Source organism: Prevotella sp. P5-50 (genome assembly GCF_002251295.1).
GTDB lineage: Bacteria > Bacteroidota > Bacteroidia > Bacteroidales > Bacteroidaceae > Prevotella.
Map to the genome: position 1 here is coordinate 55,616 of NZ_NPJA01000015.1, position 23,487 is coordinate 79,102.

Below are 23,487 nucleotides of genomic sequence, written 5' to 3' on the forward strand. Positions count from 1 at the left end.
ACATAGAATATGACATATATCATCAAGCCTCTGATTTCAGAGAAAATGAATAATATCACAGAGAAGTCTTCTGCTGACAGAACTTTCAAGGCTAAGACCGGTGCCCACAAGGGTGAGATGGTTACTAAGAAGGCTCAGGCTAAATACGGTTTTATCGTAAAGCCTGAAGCCAAAAAGCTTGAGATTAAGTCAGAGATCGAAGCTCTGTATAATGTTACAGTAGAGAATGTGAACACACTTCGCTATGCCGGCAAGCGCTCTCAGCGTTACACCAAGGCAGGACTCGTGAGAGGCCAGAAGAATGCGTTCAAGAAGGCAATCGTTACTCTTAAGGAGGGCGACACTATTGATTTTTATAGCAATATTTAAAATAAAAAATGGCAGTACGTAAATTTAAACCCGTTACTCCGGGTCAAAGACACAAGATTATTGGCACGTTCGAGGATATTACTGCATCCGTGCCAGAGAAGTCTCTCGTTTACGGTAAGCGTTCTACCGGTGGTCGAAACAACACCGGTAAGATGACCGTTCGTTATATGGGCGGTGGTCACAAGAAGAAGTATCGTTTGGTCGACTTCAAGCGAGAGAAAGATGGTGTTCCAGCCGTAGTAAAGACAATTGAATACGATCCGAACCGTTCGGCTCGTATTGCATTGCTTTTCTATGCTGATGGTGAAAAACGTTATATCATTGCTCCTAACGGACTGCAGGTTGGTGCAACCTTGATGTCAGGAGAGGATGCAGCGCCTGAGGTAGGTAATGCACTCCCATTGGCTAACATTCCCGTTGGTACCGTCATCCACAACATTGAGATGCGTCCCGGTCAAGGTGCTAAGCTCGTTCGTTCGGCTGGTAATTTCGCTCAGTTGACTTCTCGTGAGGGCAGTTATTGTGTTATTAAGCTTCCTTCAGGAGAGACTCGTCAGATTCTCTCTGCTTGTAAGGCTACAGTAGGTAGTGTAGGAAACTCTGACCACGCACTTGAGCAGTCTGGTAAGGCTGGTCGCTCACGCTGGTTGGGCCGTCGTCCTCACAACCGTGGTGTTGTTATGAACCCGCATGATCACCCAATGGGTGGTGGTGAAGGACGTCAGTCTGGAGGTCACCCACGTTCACGCAAGGGCTTGTACGCTAAGGGTCTCAAGACTCGTGCACCTAAGAAGCTTTCAAACAAGTATATTATTGAAAGAGCTAACAAGAAGTAATCACGAAGTTAATTAGAGTAAATTATGAGTCGTTCATTAAAAAAAGGCCCTTACATCAACGTATCTCTCGAGAAGAAAGTTCTTGCCATGAATGAGAGTGGCAAAAAGAGTGTCGTTAAGACATGGGCTAGAGCTTCAATGATTTCCCCCGATTTCGTGGGACATACAGTTGCAGTTCACAACGGAAATAAGTTCATTCCTGTTTACATTACTGAAAACATGGTTGGTCACAAGCTCGGAGAGTTTGCCCCCACTCGTCGCTTCGGCGGACATGCTGGTAATAAGAAATAACAGGCTAATCCACCAGAAATAAAAAGAATAAAATAATGGGAGCAAGAAAAAAAATTGCGGCTAATAAAAGACAAGAAGCCAAAAAGACACAGTATTTTGCAAAGCTGAAAGGTGTTCCTTCTTCTCCACGCAAGATGCGCTATGTCGTTGATATGATTCGAGGCATGGAAGTTAATCGTGCACTTGGCGTACTGAGATTCTCGAAGAAGGCCGCTTCGGCTGACGTTGAGAAACTTTTGCGTTCAGCTATTGCCAACTGGGAAGCCAAAAACGATCGCAAGGCTGAAGATGGCGAACTTTACGTAACACGCGTCTTCGTTGATGAAGGTGTTACAATGAAACGTATGAGACCGGCACCTCAGGGTCGTGGATACCGCATTCGTAAGCGTTCTAACCACGTTACTCTGTTTGTTGATGCTAAAACTAATGATAAATAATAAGTATGGGACAGAAAATAAATCCAATTAGCAACCGTCTTGGAATTATCAAAGGTTGGGATTCAAATTGGTTCGGAGGCAAGGACTTCGGAGATAACTTGGTAGAGGATCAGAAAATCCGCAAGTACCTCAACGAACGTCTGGCTAAAGCTAGCGTATCAAAAATTGTCATCGAACGTACATTGAAGCTCGTTACCATTACTATTTGTACCGCTCGCCCCGGTATTGTCATTGGTAAAGGTGGACAGGATGTCGATAAATTGAAAGAGGAACTGAAGAAGCTCTATGATAAAGAGATTCAAATCAATATCTTCGAAGTGAAGAGACCTGAGCTCGATGCAACAATCGTTGCCAACAACATCGCTCGCCAGATAGAAGGCAAAATCGCTTACCGCCGTGCTATCAAGATGGCTGTTGCCAACACCATGCGTGCAGGAGCAGAAGGTATTAAAGTACAGATCTCCGGTCGTTTGAACGGTGCTGAAATTGCACGCAGCGAAATGATCAAAGAAGGTCGTACTCCACTCCACACTTTCCGTGCTGATATTGACTACTGCCAGGCAGAGGCTCTTACAAAAGTTGGACTGCTGGGATTGAAGGTTTGGATTTGCCGTGGAGAAGTTTACGGTAAGGTTGATCTGGCTCCAAACTTCACTCAGGAGAAAGGCATGGGTCGCTCTAATGGTGGTAACAATGGTGGCAGAAAGTTCCGTAATAGAAAAAAGTAATTAACGTTAAAGTAAGAAGCTAACATGTTACAGCCTAAGAGAGTAAGATATAGAAGACCTCAAGATGGACGTGGCAATAAAGGCAACGCTCACAGAGGTACGCAACTGGCCTTCGGTTCTTTCGGTATCAAGACACTTGACGCCAAGTGGATTGACAGCCGTCAGATTGAGGCAGCCCGTGTTGCTATCAACCGTTATATGAACCGTGAAGGTCAGGTATGGATCCGCATCTTCCCCGACAAACCTATCACCCGCAAGCCTGCTGATGTACGTATGGGTAAAGGTAAAGGTGACCCCGCAGGATGGGTTGCTCCGGTAACACCCGGACGCATCCTCTTCGAGGTTGAAGGTGTTCCTTTTGAGACAGCCAAAGAGGCTCTTCGCCTCGGCGCTCAGAAGTTGCCTGTTAAGACTAAGTTTGTTGTTCGACGTGATTACGATAAAAACGCTTAATTTATGAAGACAAAGGAAATCAAAGAGCTCGAGACCAAAGAATTGGCCGAGAAATTGGAGACTGAAGTTGCCAAGTACAACATGATGAAGATTAATCATGCAGTAACTCCTGTGGAAAATCCATCTCAGATTAAAGCAGCACGTCGTGATATCGCTCGTATGAAGACGGAGCTCCGTCAAAGAGAACTTAACAAATAATAATGGTTCAGATGGAAACAAGAAATTTAAGAAAGACAAGACAGGGTGTTGTCATCAGCAACAAAATGGATAAAACCATTGTTATTGCCGCTAAGTTCAAAGAGAAGCACCCTATTTATGGTAAGTTTGTCCAGAAGACAAAGAAGTACCATGCTCATGATGAGAATAACGAGTGCAACGTAGGTGACACCGTTCTTGTTATGGAGACCCGTCCCTTGTCGAAGACAAAGAGATGGAGATTAGTACAAATCGTAGAAAAAGCTAAGTAATTATGATACAAGCAGAATCAAGACTGACAGTAGCAGACAACAGCGGCGCTCGCGAGGCCCTTTGCATTCGTGTATTGGGTGGTACACGCCGTCGTTATGCAAGTGTAGGTGATGTGATCGTTGTTGCTATCAAGAACGCCATCCCTACTAGTGATGTTAAAAAGGGTGCAGTATCAAAGGCTTTGGTTGTTCGCACAAAGAAAGAGATTCGTCGTGCTGATGGTTCTTATATCCGTTTCGACGATAATGCTTGTGTGCTTTTGAACAATGCTGGTGAGCTCCGCGGAAGCCGTATTTTCGGTCCTGTTGCACGTGAGTTGCGTGCTGTAAATATGAAGGTCGTTTCACTGGCACCTGAGGTTCTTTAACATTATAAAGTATTAAAGAAATGAGTAAGTTACATATTAAAAAAGGTGATGAGGTAATCGTCCTCGCTGGTAAGAATAAAAACAGCAAGGGAAAGGTGCTCAAAGTCTTGGTAAAGGAAGAAAAGGCTATTGTTGAAGGAGTCAATATGGTTTCTAAGAGCACTAAGCCTAATGCCCAGAACCCTCAGGGAGGTATTATCAAGCAAGAAGCTCCTATTCATATCTCAAATATTAGTCTGATTGACCCGAAGAGCGGTAAGCCTACTCGTGTTTCTATCAAACATGATGGCAAAAACGTAATCCGTGTCTCTAAAAAGTCAGGGGAGGAAATTAAGTAATGGATACAGCACAGTTAAAGAAAGAGTATAAGGAGAAAATTGCTCCAGCTCTCCAGAAGCAGTTCAACTACACTTCAGCCATGCAGATTCCTGTCCTGAAGAAAATTGTTATCAACCAGGGTTTGGGTGATGCAACTCAGGATAAGAAAATCATTGATGTTGCTATCAATGAAATTTCTACTATCGCTGGACAGAAGGCCGTTGCAACCTATTCCAAGAAGGATATTGCTAACTTCAAACTTCGTAAGAAGATGCCTATCGGTGTTATGGTAACTTTGCGTCGTGAGCGTATGTATGAGTTCCTTGAGAGACTCGTACGTGTTGCTTTGCCTCGTATCCGTGACTTCAAGGGTATCGAAAGCAAGTTTGATGGTCGTGGTAACTATACTCTTGGTGTTCAGGAGCAGATTATCTTCCCTGAAATCAACATTGACTCAGTGGACCGCATCCAGGGTATGAACATTACCTTCGTTACTTCGGCTACTACCGACGAAGAAGGTTATGCTCTCCTCAAAGCTTTCGGTCTGCCATTCAAAAACGCTAAAAAAGATTAATAGATATGGCAAAAGAATCTATGAAGGCTCGCGAGGTAAAGCGTGCTAAGATGGTTGCTCAATACGCCGAGAAACGTGCTGCCCTGAAGAAAATCATCGCAACAACAGAGGATCCCGCAGAAGCTTACGAGGCAGCTCGTAAACTTCAAAGCATTCCTAAGAATGCTAATCCTATCCGTCTGCACAACCGTTGCAAGATTACAGGACGCCCCAAAGGTTATATGCGTCAGTTTGGACTGTCGCGTATTCAGTTCCGTGAGATGGCCTCAAACGGTCTGATTCCAGGCGTAAAGAAAGCAAGTTGGTAATCAACATTTGAATCGAAAGAGATTATTTATTTAATATTGTCGGGGTTGTCCCGATTAATTAAACATTTTATTTTATGACAGATCCAATAGCAGATTATCTGACAAGACTCAGAAACGCAATTATGGCTCATCACCGTGTTGTTGAAGTTCCTGCGTCTAACTTGAAGAAGGAAATCACTAAGATCCTCTTCGAGAAGGGTTACATCTTGAACTACAAGTTCGTAGAAGATGGACCTCAGGGAAGTATCAAAGTTGCTTTGAAGTATGACCCTGCAACAAAGGCAAATGCCATTAAGTGTTTGAAACGCGTATCGACTCCAGGTCTTCGCAAATACACTGGCTACAAAGACATGCCGAGAGTTATTAACGGATTAGGTATTGCAATCTTATCTACATCCCAAGGTGTAATGACAGACAAAGAAGCTTCTGATTTGAAAATTGGTGGCGAAATACTTTGTTATGTATATTAAATTGGAGGAATAGCATATGTCAAGAATAGGTAAATTGCCAATTAGTATTCCTGCTGGTGTTACTGTAGCTCAGGGTCAGGATGGAATTGTAACCGTTAAGGGTCCCAAGGGTGAACTCTCTCAAAAGGTTGATTCTTCTATCAAGGTGACTATTGCTGATGGTCACGTTTCTTTCGAAATTGACGAGAATAGTCCTGTTAATCTCAAACAGAAACAGGCTTTCCATGGTCTTTACCGTGCCCTTGTACACAACATGGTTGTTGGTGTAAGTGAAGGTTATAAGAAGGAAATGGAACTGATCGGTGTAGGTTATCGTGTTTCAAATCAGGGTAATCTTATCGAGTTCTCTCTCGGTTATACTCACCCCATTTTCCTTCAGCTTCCAAGTGAAGTAAAGGTTGAGACTAAGTCTGAGCGCAACCAGAATCCTCAGATTGTACTTGAGTCTTGCGACAAACAGTTGCTCGGACTCATCTGTGCTAAGATTCGTTCTTTCCGTATGCCTGAACCTTATAAAGGAAAGGGTATCTTGTTCAAGGGCGAGGTTATCCGTCGTAAATCGGGTAAGTCAGCTTCAGCTAAGTAATAATCATTAAACGAATTGAAGATTATGACAACAAAGAAAGTAGAAAGACGAATTAAGATCAAATACAGAATTCGTAAGAACGTTTTCGGCACAGCCGAGCGTCCCCGCTTGAGCGTTTTCCGTAGTAACAAGCAGATTTATGCTCAGGTGATAAATGATTTGGAAGGTAAAACTCTTGCATCTGCATCTTCTCTCGGTCTTGAGGCTATGCCTAAGATCGAACAGGCTGAGAAGGTTGGCGAATTGGTAGCCCAGAAGGCCAAGGAGGCTGGCGTTGAAAGCGTAGTCTTTGACCGTAACGGTTATCTCTATCATGGCCGAGTAAAGTCTTTGGCTGATGCAGCTCGTAAAGGTGGACTTAATTTCTAAACGATTATGGCAATAAATAAAGTTAAAGTAAATAGTGACGTTGAGTTGAAAGACAGATTGGTTGCCATCAACCGTGTTACCAAAGTAACTAAGGGAGGTCGCACCTTTACTTTCGCAGCCATTGTTGTTGTCGGTGACGGCAACGGTATCATTGGTTGGGGTCTTGGCAAAGCTGGTGAAGTTACCGCAGCTATCGCCAAGGGTGTAGAAGCAGCCAAGAAGAATCTTGTAAAGGTTCCCGTACTCAAGGGAACCATTCCTCACGAGATGGAAGCACGTTACAGTGGTGCTCAGGTCTTCTTGAAGCCTGCTGCTGCTGGTACCGGTCTTGTTGCCGGTGGTGCTATGCGTGCTGTGCTTGAGAGCGTAGGTATTAAGGATATTCTGGCCAAGTCAAAGGGTTCTTCTAACCCTCACAACTTGGTTAAGGCAACAATCGTTGCTTTGAGCCAGATTCGTGATGCTTATACTATTGCCGGCACACGTGGAATCAGTATGGATAAAGTATTTAGAGGATAATAAGGAGATATTAACTATGGCAACAATTAAGATTAAGCAAATTAAAAGCAAAATCGGTTACCCTGTAGATCAGAAGCGTACTCTTCAGGCTCTTGGCCTTCGCAAGATCTCTCAGGTAGTTGAGGTGGAGGATACTCCTGTCATCCGTGGTATGGTACGTAAAGTCCATCACTTAGTGACTGTTATCGATTAATTATCATTTATTAAACAGATTCGAATATGAAACTTCATACTTTAAAGCCCGCTGAAGGCTCTACACATTCAAGCCGTCGAATCGGACGTGGTCCCGGTTCAGGTCTTGGTGGTACTTCTACGCGTGGTCACAAGGGTGCAAAGGCTCGTTCAGGTTACAAGAGAAAGATTGGTTTCGAAGGTGGTCAGATGCCTCTTCAGCGCCGTGTTCCTAAGGCTGGTTTCAAAAATATCAACCACAAGGAGTATTTCGCAGTAAACCTTTCTACACTTCAGAAGCTTGCTGAAAAGCATGGTTATGCCAAGATTGGTGTTGCTGAACTCGTTGAAGCAGGTCTTACCAATGGTAAAGAGTTGGTTAAGGTTCTCGGAAACGGTGAACTGAAAGCCAAGGTAGATGTAGAAGCTAATGCATTCTCAAAAACTGCCGAAGAAGCAATCAAGGCAGTAGGTGGTAACGCAACAATTATCTAAAAAAGATGAAGAAGTTTATAGAGACACTGAAGAACATTTGGAAGATTGAGGATTTGCGTCAGCGCATCCTCATCACCTTCTTGTTTGTAGCAATATACCGTTTTGGTTCGTTCGTAGTTCTGCCTGGTATTAATCCTAGCATGCTCGACAAACTGCAGTCACAAACTCAAGGTGGCCTTATGTCACTTTTGGATATGTTCTCCGGTGGTGCATTTTCCAACGCATCAATTTTTGCGCTTGGAATCATGCCTTACATCTCTGCTTCTATCGTTATGCAGCTTCTTGCTGTTGCTGTACCTTATTTCCAAAAGATGCAGCGTGAAGGCGAGAGTGGCCGCAAAAAGATAATGACTTATACTCGGTATCTGACAGTAGGTATCCTGCTGTTTCAGGCACCGAGTTATCTCATTAACTTGAAAATGCAGGCTGGTCAAGCTTTGGCCTCGGGAATCAACTGGACGATTTTCTCAATCCCCGCATGTTTTATTCTCGCAGCAGGAAGTATGTTCATCCTTTGGTTGGGTGAGCGCATTACAGATAAAGGTATAGGCAATGGTATTTCTCTAATCATTATGATTGGTATCATCGCACGTCTGCCTCAAGCTTTCATCCAGGAAGTAGGCTCGCGTTTTACCGCTATTACCAGTGGTGGACTTGTGATGTTCCTTGTAGAGATTATCATTCTCTATGCAGTTGTTTGCGCATCTATCATTCTGGTACAGGGAGTTCGTAAGATTCCCGTACAGTACGCAAAACGTCTTGTAGGTAATAGTCAGGTTGGTGGTGCACGTCAGTACATCCCACTCAAGTTGTTTGCCGCCAATGTGATGCCAATTATCTTTGCTCAGGCATTGATGTTCATCCCCTTGGCATTTGTGCAGTATGCAGCTCCTGAGAATGCAAGTTGGTTTGTTCGTTCGTTGTTGAATCATCACAGTTGGACTTACAATATTATCTTTGCAGTTCTTATCATTCTATTCACCTATTTCTATACAGCTATTACGCTTAATCCAACCCAAATGGCTGAGGATATGAAACGTAACAATGGATTTATTCCTGGTATTAAGCCTGGAAAACCGACTGCTGATTACATCGACACTATTATGTCGCGTATCACATTCCCTGGTTCGTTGTTTATTGCTTTCATTGCTGTTATGCCCGCTTTGGCTGGATTGTTGAATGTTCAGGATGCCTTCTCTCAGTTCTTTGGTGGAACATCTTTGTTGATTCTTGTTGGTGTTGTTATTGATACACTCCAGCAGATTGAGAGTCACTTGTTGATGAAACACTACGATGGACTATTGAGTTCTGGCCGTATTCATGGACGTGGCGGTGTAGCAGCCTACTAATCTGTATGAAGATATTTCTAAAAACAGAGGACGAAATAAACTTGATGCGCGATGCTAACCAACTTGTTGGTAAAACACTCGGGCATCTTGCGAAATATATTAAGCCTGGCGTAACGACCCTTCAGTTGGATCAGATGGCAGAGGAATTTATCCGTGACCATGGAGCTATTCCGACTTTTAAGGGATTTCCAAATCCATATGGAGGGCCGTTCCCTGCCAGTATTTGTACATCAGTCAATGATGTCGTAGTTCATGGAGTACCTAATGCACAGACCATATTAAAGGAAGGTGATATAATCTCCATTGATTGTGGTACGTTATTGAATGGATTTTGCGGTGACTCTTGCTATACGTTCTGCGTTGGGGAAGTCAGTGATGAAGTTAAGAAATTACTTCGCACAACTAAAGAATCTTTGTACAAAGGCATTGAAAATGCAGTTGCAGGAAATCATTTGGGTGACATCAGCAGTGCTGTTCAAGATCATTGTGAAGTACAAAATTACGGTGTTGTCCGTGAGTTAACCGGTCATGGTATTGGTCATGAGATGCATGAAGATCCTCCTGTACCTAATTATGGTCGTAGAGGAAACGGTATTCTCTTGAAGGCCAATATGTGTATAGCGATTGAACCGATGATAACGATGGGAAAACGCGAAATTTGGCTTGATGCCGATAAGTGGACCATTCGTACTCGAGATGGTAAACCTGCTGCACACTTTGAGCATACCATAGCAATTAGAAAAGGCAAGGCTGAAATTTTATCCTCATTTGAAGAAGTTGAAACGATAGAAGGAAAACAATATTAGTATGGCAAAACAAGGCGCTATTGAGCAAGATGGTACAATTGTCGAGGCATTGTCCAACGCAATGTTCCGAGTTGAATTGGCAAATGGTGTGCCCATTATAGCACACATTTCTGGTAAGATGCGTATGCATTATATCAAAATTCTTCCCGGAGACAAGGTGAAGGTTGAGATGAGCCCCTACGATCTTACTAAAGGACGAATTGTATTTAGATACAAATAAATAAGGAGAAAATTATAATGAAGACAAGAGCATCATTGAAAAAACGTACCCCAGAGTGCAAGATTGTACGTCGTAAGGGACGTCTGTTCGTTATCAACAAGAAAAACCCTAAGTATAAAATGCGTCAGGGCTAATGTTAAATAAGCATAAAGGATACATGAAGTTTCGCAAATTCTGTGTATCTTTGCATGCTTTTTAGCAGAAATTCGAATTTTAATTATTTATTTTAAGTAACAAATGGCAATTAGAATTGTTGGAGTAGATTTGCCCCAAGAGAAGCGTGGCGAAATCGCATTGACCTATATCTATGGTATTGGTCGAAGTAGTTCAGCAAAGATTTTGGACAAGGCCGGCGTGAGCCGCGACCTGAAAGTCAGCGAATGGAGTGACGACCAGGCAGCCAAGATCCGTGAGATTATCGGTGCTGAATTCAAAGTAGAAGGTGATCTTCGTAGTGAGATCCAGTTGAATATCAAGCGACTGATGGATATTGGTTGCTATCGTGGTGTCCGTCATCGTCACGGTCTTCCTGTTCGTGGTCAGAGCACCAAGAACAATGCACGTACCCGCAAGGGTAAGAAGAAGACTGTTGCAAACAAGAAGAAGGCCACGAAGTAATTCACAATTCACAAAAATCAGTAACAGTTAAGAATTAAGAATTATGGCAAAGAAAACAGTCACTTCAAAGAAAAGAAACGTGAAAGTAAATGCCCTTGGTCAGCTTCACGTACACAGTTCTTTCAATAACATTATTGTATCATTAGCCAACGATGAGGGTCAGGTTATTTCTTGGTCTTCAGCAGGTAAAATGGGTTTCCGTGGTTCTAAAAAGAACACTCCTTATGCTGCACAGATGGCTGCTGAGGATTGTGCAAAGGTCGCTTTTGACCTTGGTCTTCGCAAGGTTAAGGCCTATGTGAAAGGTCCCGGTAACGGTCGTGAGTCAGCTATCCGTGCGGTGCATGGTGCAGGAATTGAGGTTATCGAGATTATCGATGCAACTCCACTGCCACACAACGGATGTCGTCCTCCGAAGCGTCGTCGTGTATAATTGAAAGGAACATTATTATTATTTATTAGACATCTATTAAGATTATGGCAAGATATATTGGACCGAAATCAAAAATTGCTCGTCGATTTGGTGAAGCCATCTTCGGCGCAGACAAAGTTTTGTCCCGCAGGAACTTCCCTCCGGGACAGCATGGCAACAATCGCCGTCGCAAACAGTCGGAGTATGCTGTCATGTTGGCAGAGAAGCAGAAAGCCAAGTACACCTATGGTGTTCTTGAGCGTCAGTTCCGTAATTTGTTCGAGAAGTCAGCTAAAGCAGCTGGTATCACCGGTGAGGTTCTTCTCCAGCACTTGGAGAGCCGCCTTGACAATGTGGTGTTCCGCTTGGGTATTGCTCCCACTCGTGCCGCTGCCCGTCAGTTGGTTAGTCACAAGCACATTATCGTTGATGGCAATGTTGTGAACATTCCTTCTTATGCTGTTAAGCCTGGTCAGATTGTTGGTGTTCGTGAGAAGTCTAAGTCTCTCGAGGTTATCGACGCTGCCCTTGCAGGTTTCAACCACAGCAAATATCCTTGGATTGAATGGGATGAGCAGACCAAGAGTGGTAAGTATCTCCACGTTCCTGAACGTGCCGACATTCCTGAGAACATTAAGGAGCAGTTAATCGTTGAGTTGTACTCTAAATAAATCATTAAATTAATGGCGATATTAGCATTTCAAAAACCTGATAAAGTCGTAATGTTGGAGGCCAATGACAAGTTCGGCAAGTTCGAATTTCGTCCTCTTGAGCCAGGTTTTGGTGTAACCATTGGTAACGCCTTGCGCCGCATTCTTCTTTCATCGCTCGAGGGTTATGCAATCAACACCATTCGTATTGCTGGTGTTGAGCATGAATTCTCTTCAGTACCTGGTGTAAAGGAAGATGTAACCAACATTATCTTGAATCTGAAGCAAGTAAGATTCAAGCAAGTAGTGGAAGAATTCGAGAACGAAAAAGTCTCTATCACCGTTGAGAATTCTACCGAGTTCAAAGCTGGAGATATAGGTAAGTATCTGACTGGATTTGAAGTGTTAAATCCCGATTTGGTGATTTGTCATTTAGATTCCAAAGCTTCGATGCAGATTGATCTAACAATTAATAAAGGTCGTGGTTACGTTCCCGCAGACGAGAACCGTGAGTATTGTACCGATGTTAATGTAATAGCAATCGATTCAATCTACACCCCAATCCGTAACGTTAAGTATTTTGTTGAACCTTATCGTGTTGAACAGAAGACAGACTACGACAAGCTTGTGCTTGAAGTAACAACGGATGGTTCCATTCACCCGAAAGATGCTTTGAAAGAAGCCGCCAAGATATTGATTTATCACTTCATGCTTTTCTCTGACGAGAAGATTACATTGGAGAATAATGATGTTGAAGGCAACCAGGAGTTTGACGAGGAAGTATTGCACATGCGTCAGTTGCTCAAGACTAAGTTGGTAGATATGAACCTTTCGGTTCGTGCGCTTAACTGTTTGAAAGCAGCCGATGTCGAGACCCTTGGTGATCTTGTACAGTACAACAAGACCGACTTGCTTAAATTCCGTAACTTCGGTAAGAAATCGCTCACTGAGCTTGATGATTTGCTCGAGAGTCTGAATCTGTCGTTTGGAACCGATATTACAAAGTATAAACTGGACCAGGCATAATAAGGCCATTAGTCCTCTAAGAAAAAACGAAAAATGAGACACAATAAGAAATTCAATCATTTGAGCCGTACTGCAGATCATCGCGCAGCTATGCTTGCCAACATGGCTATTTCGCTGATCATGCACAAAAGAATCACTACGACTCTTGCCAAGGCAAAGGCCCTCAAGAAGTATGTTGAGCCCCTGATTACACGCTCAAAGGACGATTCAACCAATTCACGTCGTGTAGTATTTAGCTACCTTCAGAATAAGGAAGCTCTGAAAGAGCTCTTCGGAGTTGTTGCAGAGAAGGTTGGTGACCGTCCCGGTGGTTACACCCGTATCATCAAGCTCGGTACCCGTCAGGGTGACGCTGCTTCTGTAGCTTTCATCGAGCTCGTTGACTTTGATGAGAACATGGCCAAGACCGTTAAGTCTGAAGCTAAGAAGACTCGCCGTTCACGCAAGTCAACTGCTGCTAAGACTGAGGCTCCCGCTGAGGCACCTGTTGCAGAAGCTCCCGTAGCTGAAGCACCTGCTGCAGAAGAGGCAAAAGCAGAGTAATCATCGATTAATCTCGAATAGTAGAATCCCGCTTACATAAAGTGAGCGGGATTTTTTTAGATATTATTTTTGCTTTTATTGCCATTAAGCCAATCAGGTTACAGTGCTTTTATGTATGGTTTATGATCTCTTATATTAAGTTTAATACACCATGTTTAGCAGATTGAAGTCGCTGTCTTTAATTATTGTCGCAGACACCTTATTATATCGGAGAAGTTGCCTTTTGGTGTTGGCATATTTTTGATTCAATGAATAGTGTGTAGATTTTCAGTTGTGAAATGGACATCTTACTATATTGGAGTAGTTGCCTTTTGGTATTGGCATATATAGGATCAATGATGTTGCGATGGACTTTAAGCTATGGAACTGTGACTTTGAACCTAATGTAAGTGCTTTATATATTTCTTGAAGGTACCGTTCAACGAAGGTATATCTGGCATCAAGTAATGAAGAAGTTGTTCTACTGTATATGTAAAACAGTCCTTTTACAAAGGTGTCATAACGCATATAATTGCGTTGACAGCCTTTTATGATAAGCGGCATATTTTTTTCAAATGGTTTTATAGCTGCTAAAAAATAAGTTTATAGATAGTATGGGATAACAAGAAACGGAATCGGTATTTGAATGAACATGTTTGAGGTAGAAATCTTATTGTCCTTTCTGTCTTTAGTTGCTGCATTGATGGCATTAGTTCTATATTGATAGAACCAGTCTTAGTTACAATAAGAAGATAACGCAATGCAAAGAATAGTAATGATCGTCATAAGTATGTGTAGATACCGTAGATAATAATAATGATTGTATGATAGAGAATGTAGAAGTGATGGTGATTTTGTTCATCATGGTGATATTAGGCTATGTGCTTTATAAGTTGGGTTACATGGGTGATAAATTCGAACAGAAGTTATCTGCTATTGTAATCGATGTGACGTGCCCTGCGCTTATCTTATCGTCCGTTATGGGTTCAGAGATTCCCGATTGTAGTCTTATTCTTCCTTTGTTGGTTACAGGGTTTCTTACCTATATATTGTTATTTGTCTATGGTTTCTTAGTTCCGCGTTTTATCACGCAAGATCGTGATGCGCGTGGGATGATAGGTTTTGCATTGATGTTTGCCAATGTCGGCTTTATTGGATACCCCATAGTTGCTTCGATATTCGGTGTTAAAGCCGTATTTTACGCAGCCTTATTGAACATGCCCAACACCTTTTTTATCTTTACCGCCGGTGTAATGCTTGTAAAAGGCGAATACAGTATCAAGAGTATCAATCCCAAGTTGCTTTTTTCACCTGCAATGATAGCAGCATTTGTAGCCGCCTTAATGGTTGCATTCGGTATTCATACCCCTGCTATGATAGCTCGTCCCATGACGATGGTAGGTAATATTACAGTTCCAGCCTCATTGATGATCATCGGTTCTTCTATGGCGCGTCTCTCGTTAAGAGAGATAGTAGGCAGCCCGAAGGTATATGTAGCCTCCGTTTTGCGTTTGTCAGTTGTGCCTTTATCCGTTTATTTTCTGTTCAAGATATGTGGTGTAAGCGATGTCATCAACAATATCAATACCGTTGTTATTGCTATGCCCGTAGCATCTTTCGGCACAATGTTCTGCATGAAATACGGTCGCAATCCATCTTTGATGACCGAGATGACCTTCATTACCACAGTAGCCTCCATTCTGAGCATTCCATTAGTAACGCTCTTATTCAAATAAGTGTTATTGATTTAATGTCAGTCGTTATGTGTTTTGAGTCATGCTGACGCGTCATTCATCCGATATATACCTATTCCATTCATCTGATGTATTCCCATCGTAAATGTGATAGCTGTACGAAGTGTGGTAGTCTTTCAATAATCTTGTTGAAAGATGCTTTTTTTGAACTATTAAGCCCATAGAAAACAATTGTTGGGTACGTGCACAGCGTAAATAAGTGTGCAAAATTAACATAATGTAAACATTGACTTTAAAATATTTCGTATTTTTCTTTGAAGTTTCGGGAAAGATACCTATATTTGCATTGTCTTAATGACACATTGCAACAAAGTTACTAAAATATAAAATCCTTAAAACTATGAATGTAGAGAAAATCATGCAAGACCTGGAACATAAGCACCCAGGTGAAGCCGAGTACTTACAGGCAGTCCGTGAAGTGTTACTCTCTATTGAGGAAGTCTATAACCAGCATCCTGAGTTTGAGCGCGCCAAGTTAATTGAGCGTCTTGTTGAGCCCGAACGTATTATCACTTTCCGTGTTCCTTGGACTGATGATAAGGGTGAGGTGCATGTAAATATCGGCTATCGAGTACAGTACAATAGCGCCATTGGCCCATACAAAGGCGGTTTGCGCTTCCATCCCTCTGTAAACCTCAGTATTTTGAAGTTCTTGGGATTTGAGCAGACATTTAAGAATGCACTGACCACATTGCCTATGGGCGGTGGTAAGGGAGGTTCTGACTTCTCTATCCGTGGTCGCAGTGACAACGAAGTGATGCGTTTCTGCCAAGCATTCATGACCGAACTGTATCGTCATATTGGTCCAGATGAGGACGTTCCCGCTGGTGATATCGGTGTAGGCGCTCGTGAAATTGGTTTCCTGTATGGTCAGTATAAGAAGTTGACCCATCAATTCCAGGGTGTTCTTACCGGTAAGGGCATCGAGTGGGGCGGTTCAAAGATTCGTCCAGAAGCAACAGGCTTTGGTGCATTATACTTCGTCAATCAGATGATGCAGACCCATGGTCTCGACATCAAGGGCAAGACCGTTGCTATTTCAGGCTTCGGCAACGTAGCATGGGGTGCCGCCAAGAAGGCTACTGAACTTGGTGCCAAGGTAATCACAATCAGTGGACCTGACGGCTATATCTACGATCCAGCCGGTTTGGATGCAGAGAAGATTGCTTATATGCTTGAGCTTCGTGCTTCAGGTAACGATATTTGCTCACCTTATGCCGAAGAGTTTGCAGGTTCTGAATTCTACGCAGACAAGAAGCCTTGGGAGCGCGAGGCTGACATTTATCTGCCTTGTGCTACTCAGAACGAACTCAATGGAGCCGATGCCGACCAGATTTTGGCCCACAAGCCACTCTGCGTAGCTGAGGTATCTAACATGGGTTGCACAGCAGAAGCAGCAGAAAAGTTCATTGCTGCCCATCAGCTCTTTGCTCCTGGTAAGGCTGTCAATGCAGGTGGTGTTGCCACTTCTGGTCTTGAAATGACCCAGAACTCTATGCGTTTGGGTTGGAGCGAGGCAGAAGTTGATGAGAAACTCCACTACATCATGTCTAATATCCATGAGCAGTGCGTGAAGTATGGCAAGCAGGCTGATGGCTATATCGACTATGTGAAGGGTGCAAACGTAGCAGGTTTCATGAAGGTAGCCAATGCTATGATGGCTCAGGGTATTGTTTAAAAAACTCTCTTTACTAAGCACTCCGATTACAAGTAGTCGGAACATATCCTTGGGAGGGAAGTCGCAAGACTTTCCTCCTTTCTGTTTTTTCTTGCGTCAAAGCAGCTTTGCAAATCAGCTTTATTGCTTTGCTGAGTGATATTATGACGCGTCCTTCCATGATATGCACAGCAGTTCATTGTGCAAATGCGACATGCGAGCGTGATGTACGGCTGTTGCTTTGGTGTCTGATGTTGTTGATGAATGGAAATAAATCAGCCTCTGCTCAGAACTTACGCTCTGTGACAGAGGCCGACTATATGGGTATTATGTGTTAGCGATTGCTTATTTTGCAGTGATGGTAACAACCTGTCCGGGTTGCGTCATGATGTCGTATTCATAGACCGAAGGAATGTTTGCATCTACACCCTCGTCTATGCGTTTAGCCACAATGGGCTTTGCAATGACCGCAGGGGCATAGAGCATGTTTGGACATTGTCCCTTTGCTTTGCGTAGCTTCTTGCCTTTCAACGGCACAGCCGAACGCAGACGGAGCGTTCCGCCGATAGTAGAATGGATGGTAGCCTGTGTCAACTGATGGTTGTTCCATGTCATATCCACTTCAAATCCGCCTCGTGCACAAAGTCCGTTGATGCTTCCTTTCGTCCAATCATCGGGTAGGGCAGGCAAGAGATGCACCGCACCATCATGGCTCTGAATAAGCATTTCTGCCACACCAGCCGTTACACCGAAGTTTCCGTCAATTTGGAACGGCGGATGTGCATCGAAGAGGTTAGGGTAGGTGCGACCTTCTGGATACTGTGCCGCCAGTTTATCAGAAGGCAAAAGGTGCAACATATTTCGTATAATACGAAATGCATGATTGCCATCGAGCATACGTGCCCAGAAGTTAACTTTCCATCCCAGGCTCCATCCTGTAGCCATATCGCCACGCTGATGCAGTGTGTTAGCAGCCGCACGGAACAGTTCTGGATGAGAGAAAGGCGATATCTGGTTTGAGGGATAAAGTCCGTAGAGGTGCGAGATATGTCTGTGCTCGTTGTGAGGGTCGTCAGCATCGATGAGCCATTCCTGTAGTTGTGCATATCGTCCGACGTGCATTGGAGGTAGCAAGTCCCTCATTTTCTTCATTTCCTGACGTAGCGGCTCGTCTATTGCGAGCACTTCAGAGGCCTGAATTGCATTCGACAGTGCATCGAAAGCAATCTGATTGTCCATGGTGCAACCAGCCGTTACCGCCGTATGCTTGCCTGTTGGTCCCTGTTCCGGGCTTACCGACGGCACTGCAACACGCCATGTTGTTCCCGGCATGGGTTGCAGATAGTCGAGATAGAACTCCGCTGCGCCCTTAATCACTGGATACCATTGCTTCAAAAAGTCCTTGTTGCCCGTGTAGAGATAGTGTTGCCAGAGATGTGTGGTGAGCCATGCCCCACCGTTGGGAAACATTCCCCATTGTGCTCCGTCTATTGGTCCTGCTATGCGCCAAATATCCGTATTGTGGTGAGCCATCCATCCTCGACATCCATACATCTGTTTTGCCGTTGTCGTGCCCGTGACGCTGAGGTCTTTGATCAGTGAGAACAGTGGTCCCACGGTGCTGCGTAGATTGGTCACCTCCGCCGGCCAGTAGTTCATTTCCGTATTGATATTGATGGTATATTTCGAGTCCCACGGTGCATGGGTATTATCGTTCCATACGCCCTGAAGGTTAGCAGCCTGTCCTCCCTCCTGCGATGATGCGATCAGGAGGTATCTGCCATAGTGGAACATGAGAGCCACCATTGCCATATCCTTGCTTTCTGCAAAGTGAAGCAGTCGTTGATCTGTGGGCAGCAAAGCGTTGCTGTCAGCATCGAGTGTGAGCTTCACGTTGCCAAACTGCCTTTTCCATTCCTTTTCGTGTTGTTCCAAGAGTTGGTTATAGGTGAGTGCTTCTGCAGCATTAAGCCATTCGTTATTGCGCTTTGCAGCGTTTCCCGATACATCGTGATAGTTGACGAAATTGGTAGCCGCGCTCAACAGCATGGTTACCTCCGATGCTTTTTCCACGTGTAAAGCATTCGCAGTGTTGCAACTGTCGTTCAAACATTTCTCCACGACCTTTCCATCGGTTCGAATCTCAGCCACACATTCAGCGGTGAGCGCTGCGTCAATGCCTTCCTGCTTGCATCCTTTCACGCTCATTGTAATCTGTTTGCCGTCAGCCTTTGTTGTATAGTCAAACGGTGCATCGAGTGTGGCTGTCATGTTGATAGCTCCTTTCCGATCCGCCGTCAGTCTTACCACGAGCACTTTGCTTGTCATTGAGGCAAACACGGTGCGTGTATAGTTCACGCCGTCAATCTTGAAATGTGTTTCCGCCACCGCACGGTCCAGTTGCAGATTGCGCTGATAGTCGGTAGCCTTACCGTTTCCGTCCATTTTCATCCGCAGATGTCCCATCGGCAGAAATCTCATACCGTGTGGTCCAACGATGAAGTCTTGGTTGATGAGCTTTGCAGCCTCCTCCTCTTTGCCGTTGAAAATGAGGTTGCGCACCTCCGCCAAGCGCCCCAGCGACCTTGTGCTGTTGTTTTGGTGAGGTCCGCCGCTCCAGAACGTCTCTTCGTTGAGTTGTATGGTCTCGTCGGTTGTACCTCCATAGACCATAGCGCCCAAGTGTGAATTGCCCACTGGCAATGCTTCAAGCCATTGTGTAGCCGGCCGATCGTACCATAGTTGCATAAGTTCACGGCGGTCGTTGCGTGCTGAAACAGCCACCGCCACGACCGCCGTGATAATCAGTGATAATGTTTTCTTCATATTTTTTTAATTTGTAGTATTTCGCATTGTTTCCACCTCATCGCCTTCTGCGAGTGATGATGGTGAGCGTCTTTCCGCCCTCTTTCACCTCTTGGTTGCCTATTGCTGCGCCCACTCGGATAGTCGCTGTACCGTTTTTCAGTTTTCTATCCGCCAGTATCGTCGCCGTATAGCGTATTCCGGCATTGGGCGAAATGCGCTCCACGTGGAGGTTTGGCGATATGTGGATGTGCTTATTGTTGCTCTCGTCGATGACGAGTGGTTGCACGTCATATACCGTTTCGTTGCTACAGTTCATGATTTCAAACTGTATGGTGCACTCATCTCCGGCACATACCACCTCATCCATTCCCGCATAGCTGATGCGTATTTTTCGTATGTCGAGTGTCGGCTCCGCTTTCGGTTGGTAGCTGTCCGTCTGCGGCATCTCCTTTGGTCCCTGTCCATCGAAGTCGATTACATCGTTGTTGCCTGTTGTATCCACGCTGTATGCGCTGTCGTCGTTAGGTTGCATGGGCTCACACCGTGGGTCGTAAACATCGGCATCGGCCTGTTGCTGCCGTCTGTTCTCCATTTCCTCCTTGTCGTCAGCCGCCTGTCCGACGGCAGCACCGATAGCAGCTCCGCCCGCCATGCCTATCACGGTTCCGATGTCGCTGCCTCTCGGTCCTCCGATAATGCCACCGATGGCAGAACCGAGGATCGTTCCAAACTGTGCTCCCACATAGGTTCCTACCGCAGCGTTGTTAGAGCAACTGCTCATCATGATAGTTGCTACTATGATTGCGAAAACTGTCTTTTTCATACTGTTACGTGTTATGATCTATTGTTTTTCGCAGGCAAAGTTAACAAATTTCTGTCAGATGGCAAGAAAAAATCCCCATCATTGCATAGGGGAATCCCTAATTCTGTAGCAATGATGGGGTCAGCTGTTACCCTGATGTATTATTTCATGAGGTGCTTAGCAGCGAGCACCAAGAACATATAGTCAGACGATCCGCCTCCCAACACATATTCTGTTTGCTGCCAGAGGTATGGAAATTCCAGCAGTTCGGGGAAGTCTGGGCGTATGATGGCTGTGCCCGAAACCACGCCACCCGGCACGTACGACCAGTCAGCGCGTGTAGTTCCGTAGGCCACGGTAGCCGACTTTGCACCCACACCCGATGCAAACGATGCCGTGTTGGAGCCCGGATGACATCCCAATATAAAGTCGAGTGCACTGTAAACCGGCTGTGGTTCGAACAGTTCGGGATAGTATTTTGTGAGATAGTAGTATTTCACACCGAAACTCTGAATACCCCATCCTGCTCCCCAGATGCTTGGTTCGTAGGGCACACCGTATGGAGTTTTCGCTGCTTCGTTCTTCATTTGTTCCACACAGGCAGGTAGTGCTTTGCGGAATGTTGCAGCAAAGCGACGTTCCTGCTTGTCGCCTTGTTGTTCCCACTGTCGTGCGAGACGTGCCAGAATCGGTGCGTTTCTACCGATGTTCTTGATCACTGCCGCCTGATTTCGCAGGATGTAGTTGCGATAAACAGCATCACCAGTGGTCAGATAGAGTTCCACGGCAGCGAGCAGTTTAGCCCCAGCCACTGGTTCTTCGCGTGCAAAGAGTGCGCGTGCCATTTCCAGGCACTGTGCCGCCAAGGTATCGTTATGCAGTTTCAGCACTCGTGTGGCACCCGCCAGATGTGCAGCTGTAGTCAGGTCGCGCATTGGATTGTCCTCGGTATATACCCATCTGTCGTCGTCGTTGCCTTTGATACCATCGGTCATGGCGGCAGCATCGCCCAGCATGGCATATTGCCTGAGGTCGTGACTGATGATGCCACGGTAGGGGCGGCCCAGTGCGCGATATGCAGCACATACCGACAATGCGCCGTGTTCTATCTGTTGCAGGATGTCGTTCTTACCGTCAGCTTGGTGAATCTCCGTCAGATGCTGTTGTTGATCGATGGTCGTCACATCTATTTCAGGCTTAAACTGCTCGTATATCATCGCCAGATTGTAGGCTTCGCCAATCTGCGACTCGATGCGAAGATCCAGGTCGCCAGCATCGTGCCATCCGCCCACAGCCAGTCCATCCACCTCTTCTTCCTCAGCAAAAGGAGACAGTCCCGGTTTCTGATCATAGCCATCTATACCGTTTTCGTTGCGTGCCATGCGTGCATCGTCCATGTGACATCTGTCGTGCCAAACGCGATATTTCTCGTTGACCCTCATGTGACACATCTGATTAGGCAGGAAATATTCTATCACCGGTTGCCATACACCACGGTCAAACACGGTATCGTCGATTCTAAATACCGACGACTGCACATTGCGATAGCGTATCTTGTAGAGTCCCGGAGTGACAATGTCAGAGAAATCGAGACGTGCATACTGGTAGCGCAGAAAATTTCCCCACTTGTTGAGTGGCATGGTGCGTACCACTTTCTCGCCTTCCGCGCCAATGTATATGAGTTCGGCAGCGCCCTCTGCACCGTCTCGGCTGTCCATTTCCACTACCGCCACCTTCTGTTGGTGAGTGAGATATCCCACCTGTGAGGTTTGTATCACGGGTTGGTAGCGCCATCCTTTCACCACAGTAGGTGTGATAATCCATTTGATAGCCCCTTTGGTTTTGCCCGCAGGAATCTCCGATCGTAACACAAACCAACCGTTGTTATGGTTCATGCGACCGTCGTAGAGCTTCAAATCTGCTGTCATGCTCTCTATCGTCACCTTATTGTAGTTGTCGTCAGGACGCGACACAAAGCGCCTGCCGACGCAGTATGGCTCGGCAATGATGTCGTCGGCAATGATAGGATTGTAGCCCTTATCGGTGCGCGTCAGGCGCTTGAAGTCAATGATCGATTTGCCTTTTTGGTGGAAATCGCCCGTGCGCAGATAGTTGGGTGTGGTTGTAGCGAGCGGAGAGTTCGGTTGCCGTGGGAAAATGCCCGATTGACTGTCCATCAGCCAAGGCTTTCCGAAGAGCGCCCCTGGATAGAATTCAAGGTTGAATCCCACTTTGCCCAACCATTCCTCTGGTATCGGACGATCTAAATCCACGGTTACTTCCACGTGGTTCCCCACAGCCTCAGTTGTTACCGTGTAGCGCAATTGCAGGTCGGGATATATCATCGGGTTGAAGCCCGTGAGGTGTCTTGACGAGTCTGGATAAGCCAGTTCAGCCACGATGGTGTTGCCTTTCGCCTCGCGTCGCAGTTGTTTCGGCACCGGTTGCCATTGTCCTGGAGTAGCTTCCATACGTATATCGCCGTTTGTTGCCACTCTGTTTCCGTTCATCAGGATAGACACTCCGCCTTGATGTCCCTCTGGATAGAAGTCGTAGAATGCCATCACATCGACTCCTTCACACTGGAAGTATCCACCTTCAGTCAGTTTAAAATCTTGTGCTTGAATACCAATGGCATATGCCAATGCGACAATCGTCGGTACGAAACTTCCGACATTAGTTTTGAATAGATGCTTAAAATTCTTCATAGTGAGTAGGTTGTTCTATTGTGCTTGAAAGTAGTAGTATTGGACATGATCTGCGCTATTGCGCACCATCTTTAGTTATTTCGTTGCAAAGATACGCTTTTTCTATCAACTCCACAAGTATTTGAGGTTAAGTTACCATTCATTTGAAACATGATAAAAAAGGTTTGAAACAATAGTGCATGTCTCATGCTTTATTTCTTCACACTGTCCTTATGTCATTCATGTATGTTGTATGGTAGAGTGGTTGACGTTGCATACTTTGCCCTGCAATGCCATCTTTCTGTCTTGTCGATATTCTCTTTTTCAGCAAATCAAATTGATTTGCAGACCAAATCAAATTGATTTGCTAACCAAAATAAATTGATTTGCTGACCAAAGTAAATTGATTTGCTGAGT

General features: G+C 45.0%; 32 protein-coding genes. 29 read left to right on the forward strand and 3 right to left on the reverse strand.

Annotated elements, in window-relative coordinates; genetic code table 11:
- The first annotated feature begins 9 nt into the window (after positions 1 to 9).
- From rplW to gdhA, 29 genes are all read left to right on the forward strand, one after another.
- Complete coding sequence (gene rplW / locus CIK88_RS02815) at positions 10 to 369, forward strand: 50S ribosomal protein L23 (protein WP_094391147.1); 360 nt, start codon at positions 10 to 12, stop codon at positions 367 to 369.
- Positions 370 to 377: 8 nt separating this feature from the next.
- Positions 378 to 1,205, forward strand: a complete 828-nt coding sequence (gene rplB / locus CIK88_RS02820) for a 50S ribosomal protein L2 (RefSeq protein WP_094391148.1) — start codon at positions 378 to 380, stop codon at positions 1,203 to 1,205.
- Between the two features lie 24 nt (positions 1,206 to 1,229).
- Positions 1,230 to 1,496 carry a 30S ribosomal protein S19 gene (gene rpsS / locus CIK88_RS02825; RefSeq protein WP_094391149.1) on the forward strand — a complete coding sequence of 89 codons (267 nt, stop codon included), beginning with the start codon at positions 1,230 to 1,232 and terminating at the stop codon, positions 1,494 to 1,496.
- A gap of 35 nt (positions 1,497 to 1,531) precedes the next feature.
- Positions 1,532 to 1,933 (forward strand): 50S ribosomal protein L22, encoded by a 402-nt coding sequence (rplV, locus tag CIK88_RS02830; protein WP_094391150.1) that lies wholly within the window; start codon positions 1,532 to 1,534, stop codon positions 1,931 to 1,933.
- Positions 1,934 to 1,938: 5 nt separating this feature from the next.
- The gene (rpsC, locus tag CIK88_RS02835) at positions 1,939 to 2,661 is read left to right on the forward strand and encodes a 30S ribosomal protein S3 (protein WP_094391151.1); all 723 of its coding nucleotides are present in this window, start codon (positions 1,939 to 1,941) and stop codon (positions 2,659 to 2,661) included.
- 24 nt (positions 2,662 to 2,685) lie between these two features.
- A complete protein-coding gene (gene rplP, locus CIK88_RS02840; protein ID WP_091960123.1) occupies positions 2,686 to 3,114 on the forward strand; it encodes a 50S ribosomal protein L16 in 429 nt (142 codons plus the stop codon).
- A 3-nt stretch (positions 3,115 to 3,117) separates the two neighbouring features.
- Positions 3,118 to 3,312: a 50S ribosomal protein L29 gene (gene rpmC / locus CIK88_RS02845; RefSeq protein ID WP_094391152.1), complete on the forward strand. Its 195-nt coding sequence runs from the start codon at positions 3,118 to 3,120 to the stop codon at positions 3,310 to 3,312.
- A gap of 2 nt (positions 3,313 to 3,314) precedes the next feature.
- Positions 3,315 to 3,581 (forward strand): 30S ribosomal protein S17, encoded by a 267-nt coding sequence (gene rpsQ, locus CIK88_RS02850; protein ID WP_094391153.1) that lies wholly within the window; start codon positions 3,315 to 3,317, stop codon positions 3,579 to 3,581.
- A gap of 2 nt (positions 3,582 to 3,583) precedes the next feature.
- Positions 3,584 to 3,949, forward strand: coding sequence for a 50S ribosomal protein L14 (rplN, locus tag CIK88_RS02855; RefSeq protein ID WP_094391154.1), 366 nt, complete (start codon positions 3,584 to 3,586; stop codon positions 3,947 to 3,949).
- 20 nt (positions 3,950 to 3,969) lie between these two features.
- Entirely contained in the window at positions 3,970 to 4,287 is a 318-nt protein-coding gene (rplX, locus tag CIK88_RS02860) for a 50S ribosomal protein L24 (protein ID WP_094391155.1), read from the forward strand.
- Positions 4,287 to 4,841, forward strand: coding sequence for a 50S ribosomal protein L5 (gene rplE / locus CIK88_RS02865; protein WP_094391156.1), 555 nt, complete (start codon positions 4,287 to 4,289; stop codon positions 4,839 to 4,841). Before rplX ends, rplE begins: the two co-directional genes overlap by 1 nt.
- Positions 4,842 to 4,846: 5 nt before the next feature.
- Positions 4,847 to 5,149: a 30S ribosomal protein S14 gene (rpsN, locus tag CIK88_RS02870; RefSeq protein ID WP_094391157.1), complete on the forward strand. Its 303-nt coding sequence runs from the start codon at positions 4,847 to 4,849 to the stop codon at positions 5,147 to 5,149.
- 74 nt (positions 5,150 to 5,223) lie between these two features.
- Positions 5,224 to 5,619: a 30S ribosomal protein S8 gene (rpsH, locus tag CIK88_RS02875; RefSeq protein WP_094391158.1), complete on the forward strand. Its 396-nt coding sequence runs from the start codon at positions 5,224 to 5,226 to the stop codon at positions 5,617 to 5,619.
- Positions 5,620 to 5,635: 16 nt separating this feature from the next.
- Positions 5,636 to 6,205: a 50S ribosomal protein L6 gene (gene rplF / locus CIK88_RS02880; RefSeq protein ID WP_094391159.1), complete on the forward strand. Its 570-nt coding sequence runs from the start codon at positions 5,636 to 5,638 to the stop codon at positions 6,203 to 6,205.
- A 24-nt stretch (positions 6,206 to 6,229) separates the two neighbouring features.
- The gene (gene rplR, locus CIK88_RS02885; protein WP_094434390.1) at positions 6,230 to 6,574 is read left to right on the forward strand and encodes a 50S ribosomal protein L18; all 345 of its coding nucleotides are present in this window, start codon (positions 6,230 to 6,232) and stop codon (positions 6,572 to 6,574) included.
- Positions 6,575 to 6,580: 6 nt separating this feature from the next.
- Positions 6,581 to 7,093, forward strand: coding sequence for a 30S ribosomal protein S5 (gene rpsE / locus CIK88_RS02890; RefSeq protein ID WP_094391161.1), 513 nt, complete (start codon positions 6,581 to 6,583; stop codon positions 7,091 to 7,093).
- A 16-nt stretch (positions 7,094 to 7,109) separates the two neighbouring features.
- Positions 7,110 to 7,286: a 50S ribosomal protein L30 gene (gene rpmD / locus CIK88_RS02895; RefSeq protein ID WP_094391162.1), complete on the forward strand. Its 177-nt coding sequence runs from the start codon at positions 7,110 to 7,112 to the stop codon at positions 7,284 to 7,286.
- Positions 7,287 to 7,312: 26 nt separating this feature from the next.
- Positions 7,313 to 7,759, forward strand: coding sequence for a 50S ribosomal protein L15 (gene rplO, locus CIK88_RS02900; protein WP_094391163.1), 447 nt, complete (start codon positions 7,313 to 7,315; stop codon positions 7,757 to 7,759).
- A gap of 5 nt (positions 7,760 to 7,764) precedes the next feature.
- Complete coding sequence (gene secY, locus CIK88_RS02905; RefSeq protein ID WP_094434392.1) at positions 7,765 to 9,108, forward strand: preprotein translocase subunit SecY; 1,344 nt, start codon at positions 7,765 to 7,767, stop codon at positions 9,106 to 9,108.
- A gap of 5 nt (positions 9,109 to 9,113) precedes the next feature.
- Positions 9,114 to 9,914, forward strand: coding sequence for a type I methionyl aminopeptidase (gene map, locus CIK88_RS02910; protein ID WP_094391165.1), 801 nt, complete (start codon positions 9,114 to 9,116; stop codon positions 9,912 to 9,914).
- Between the two features lies 1 nt (position 9,915).
- Positions 9,916 to 10,134, forward strand: coding sequence for a translation initiation factor IF-1 (gene infA / locus CIK88_RS02915; protein ID WP_094391166.1), 219 nt, complete (start codon positions 9,916 to 9,918; stop codon positions 10,132 to 10,134).
- 17 nt (positions 10,135 to 10,151) lie between these two features.
- The gene (gene rpmJ, locus CIK88_RS02920) at positions 10,152 to 10,268 is read left to right on the forward strand and encodes a 50S ribosomal protein L36 (RefSeq protein WP_094391167.1); all 117 of its coding nucleotides are present in this window, start codon (positions 10,152 to 10,154) and stop codon (positions 10,266 to 10,268) included.
- A 103-nt stretch (positions 10,269 to 10,371) separates the two neighbouring features.
- Positions 10,372 to 10,752 (forward strand): 30S ribosomal protein S13, encoded by a 381-nt coding sequence (gene rpsM / locus CIK88_RS02925; protein ID WP_092067126.1) that lies wholly within the window; start codon positions 10,372 to 10,374, stop codon positions 10,750 to 10,752.
- Between the two features lie 43 nt (positions 10,753 to 10,795).
- A complete protein-coding gene (gene rpsK, locus CIK88_RS02930; RefSeq protein WP_094391169.1) occupies positions 10,796 to 11,185 on the forward strand; it encodes a 30S ribosomal protein S11 in 390 nt (129 codons plus the stop codon).
- Between the two features lie 44 nt (positions 11,186 to 11,229).
- Complete coding sequence (gene rpsD / locus CIK88_RS02935; protein ID WP_094391170.1) at positions 11,230 to 11,835, forward strand: 30S ribosomal protein S4; 606 nt, start codon at positions 11,230 to 11,232, stop codon at positions 11,833 to 11,835.
- A gap of 12 nt (positions 11,836 to 11,847) precedes the next feature.
- Positions 11,848 to 12,840: a DNA-directed RNA polymerase subunit alpha gene (locus CIK88_RS02940; protein ID WP_094391171.1), complete on the forward strand. Its 993-nt coding sequence runs from the start codon at positions 11,848 to 11,850 to the stop codon at positions 12,838 to 12,840.
- A 33-nt stretch (positions 12,841 to 12,873) separates the two neighbouring features.
- Positions 12,874 to 13,383 (forward strand): 50S ribosomal protein L17, encoded by a 510-nt coding sequence (rplQ, locus tag CIK88_RS02945; protein ID WP_094391172.1) that lies wholly within the window; start codon positions 12,874 to 12,876, stop codon positions 13,381 to 13,383.
- An 803-nt stretch (positions 13,384 to 14,186) separates the two neighbouring features.
- A complete protein-coding gene (locus CIK88_RS02950) occupies positions 14,187 to 15,098 on the forward strand; it encodes an AEC family transporter (RefSeq protein ID WP_094434394.1) in 912 nt (303 codons plus the stop codon).
- A gap of 358 nt (positions 15,099 to 15,456) precedes the next feature.
- A complete protein-coding gene (gene gdhA / locus CIK88_RS02955; protein WP_094391174.1) occupies positions 15,457 to 16,794 on the forward strand; it encodes an NADP-specific glutamate dehydrogenase in 1,338 nt (445 codons plus the stop codon).
- Between the two features lie 324 nt (positions 16,795 to 17,118).
- Here gdhA and CIK88_RS02960 read toward each other — a convergent pair whose 3' ends face one another.
- From CIK88_RS02960 to CIK88_RS02970, 3 genes are all read right to left on the reverse strand, one after another.
- Entirely contained in the window at positions 17,119 to 19,599 is a 2,481-nt protein-coding gene (locus CIK88_RS02960) for a glycoside hydrolase N-terminal domain-containing protein (protein WP_094434396.1), read from the reverse strand.
- Positions 19,600 to 19,636: 37 nt separating this feature from the next.
- On the reverse strand, positions 19,637 to 20,404 hold the full coding sequence (locus CIK88_RS02965; RefSeq protein WP_094434398.1) for a hypothetical protein: 768 nt from the start codon (positions 20,402 to 20,404) through the stop codon (positions 19,637 to 19,639).
- Between the two features lie 140 nt (positions 20,405 to 20,544).
- Positions 20,545 to 23,091 (reverse strand): glycoside hydrolase family 9 protein, encoded by a 2,547-nt coding sequence (locus CIK88_RS02970; protein WP_094434400.1) that lies wholly within the window; start codon positions 23,089 to 23,091, stop codon positions 20,545 to 20,547.
- Positions 23,092 to 23,487 lie beyond the last annotated feature (396 nt).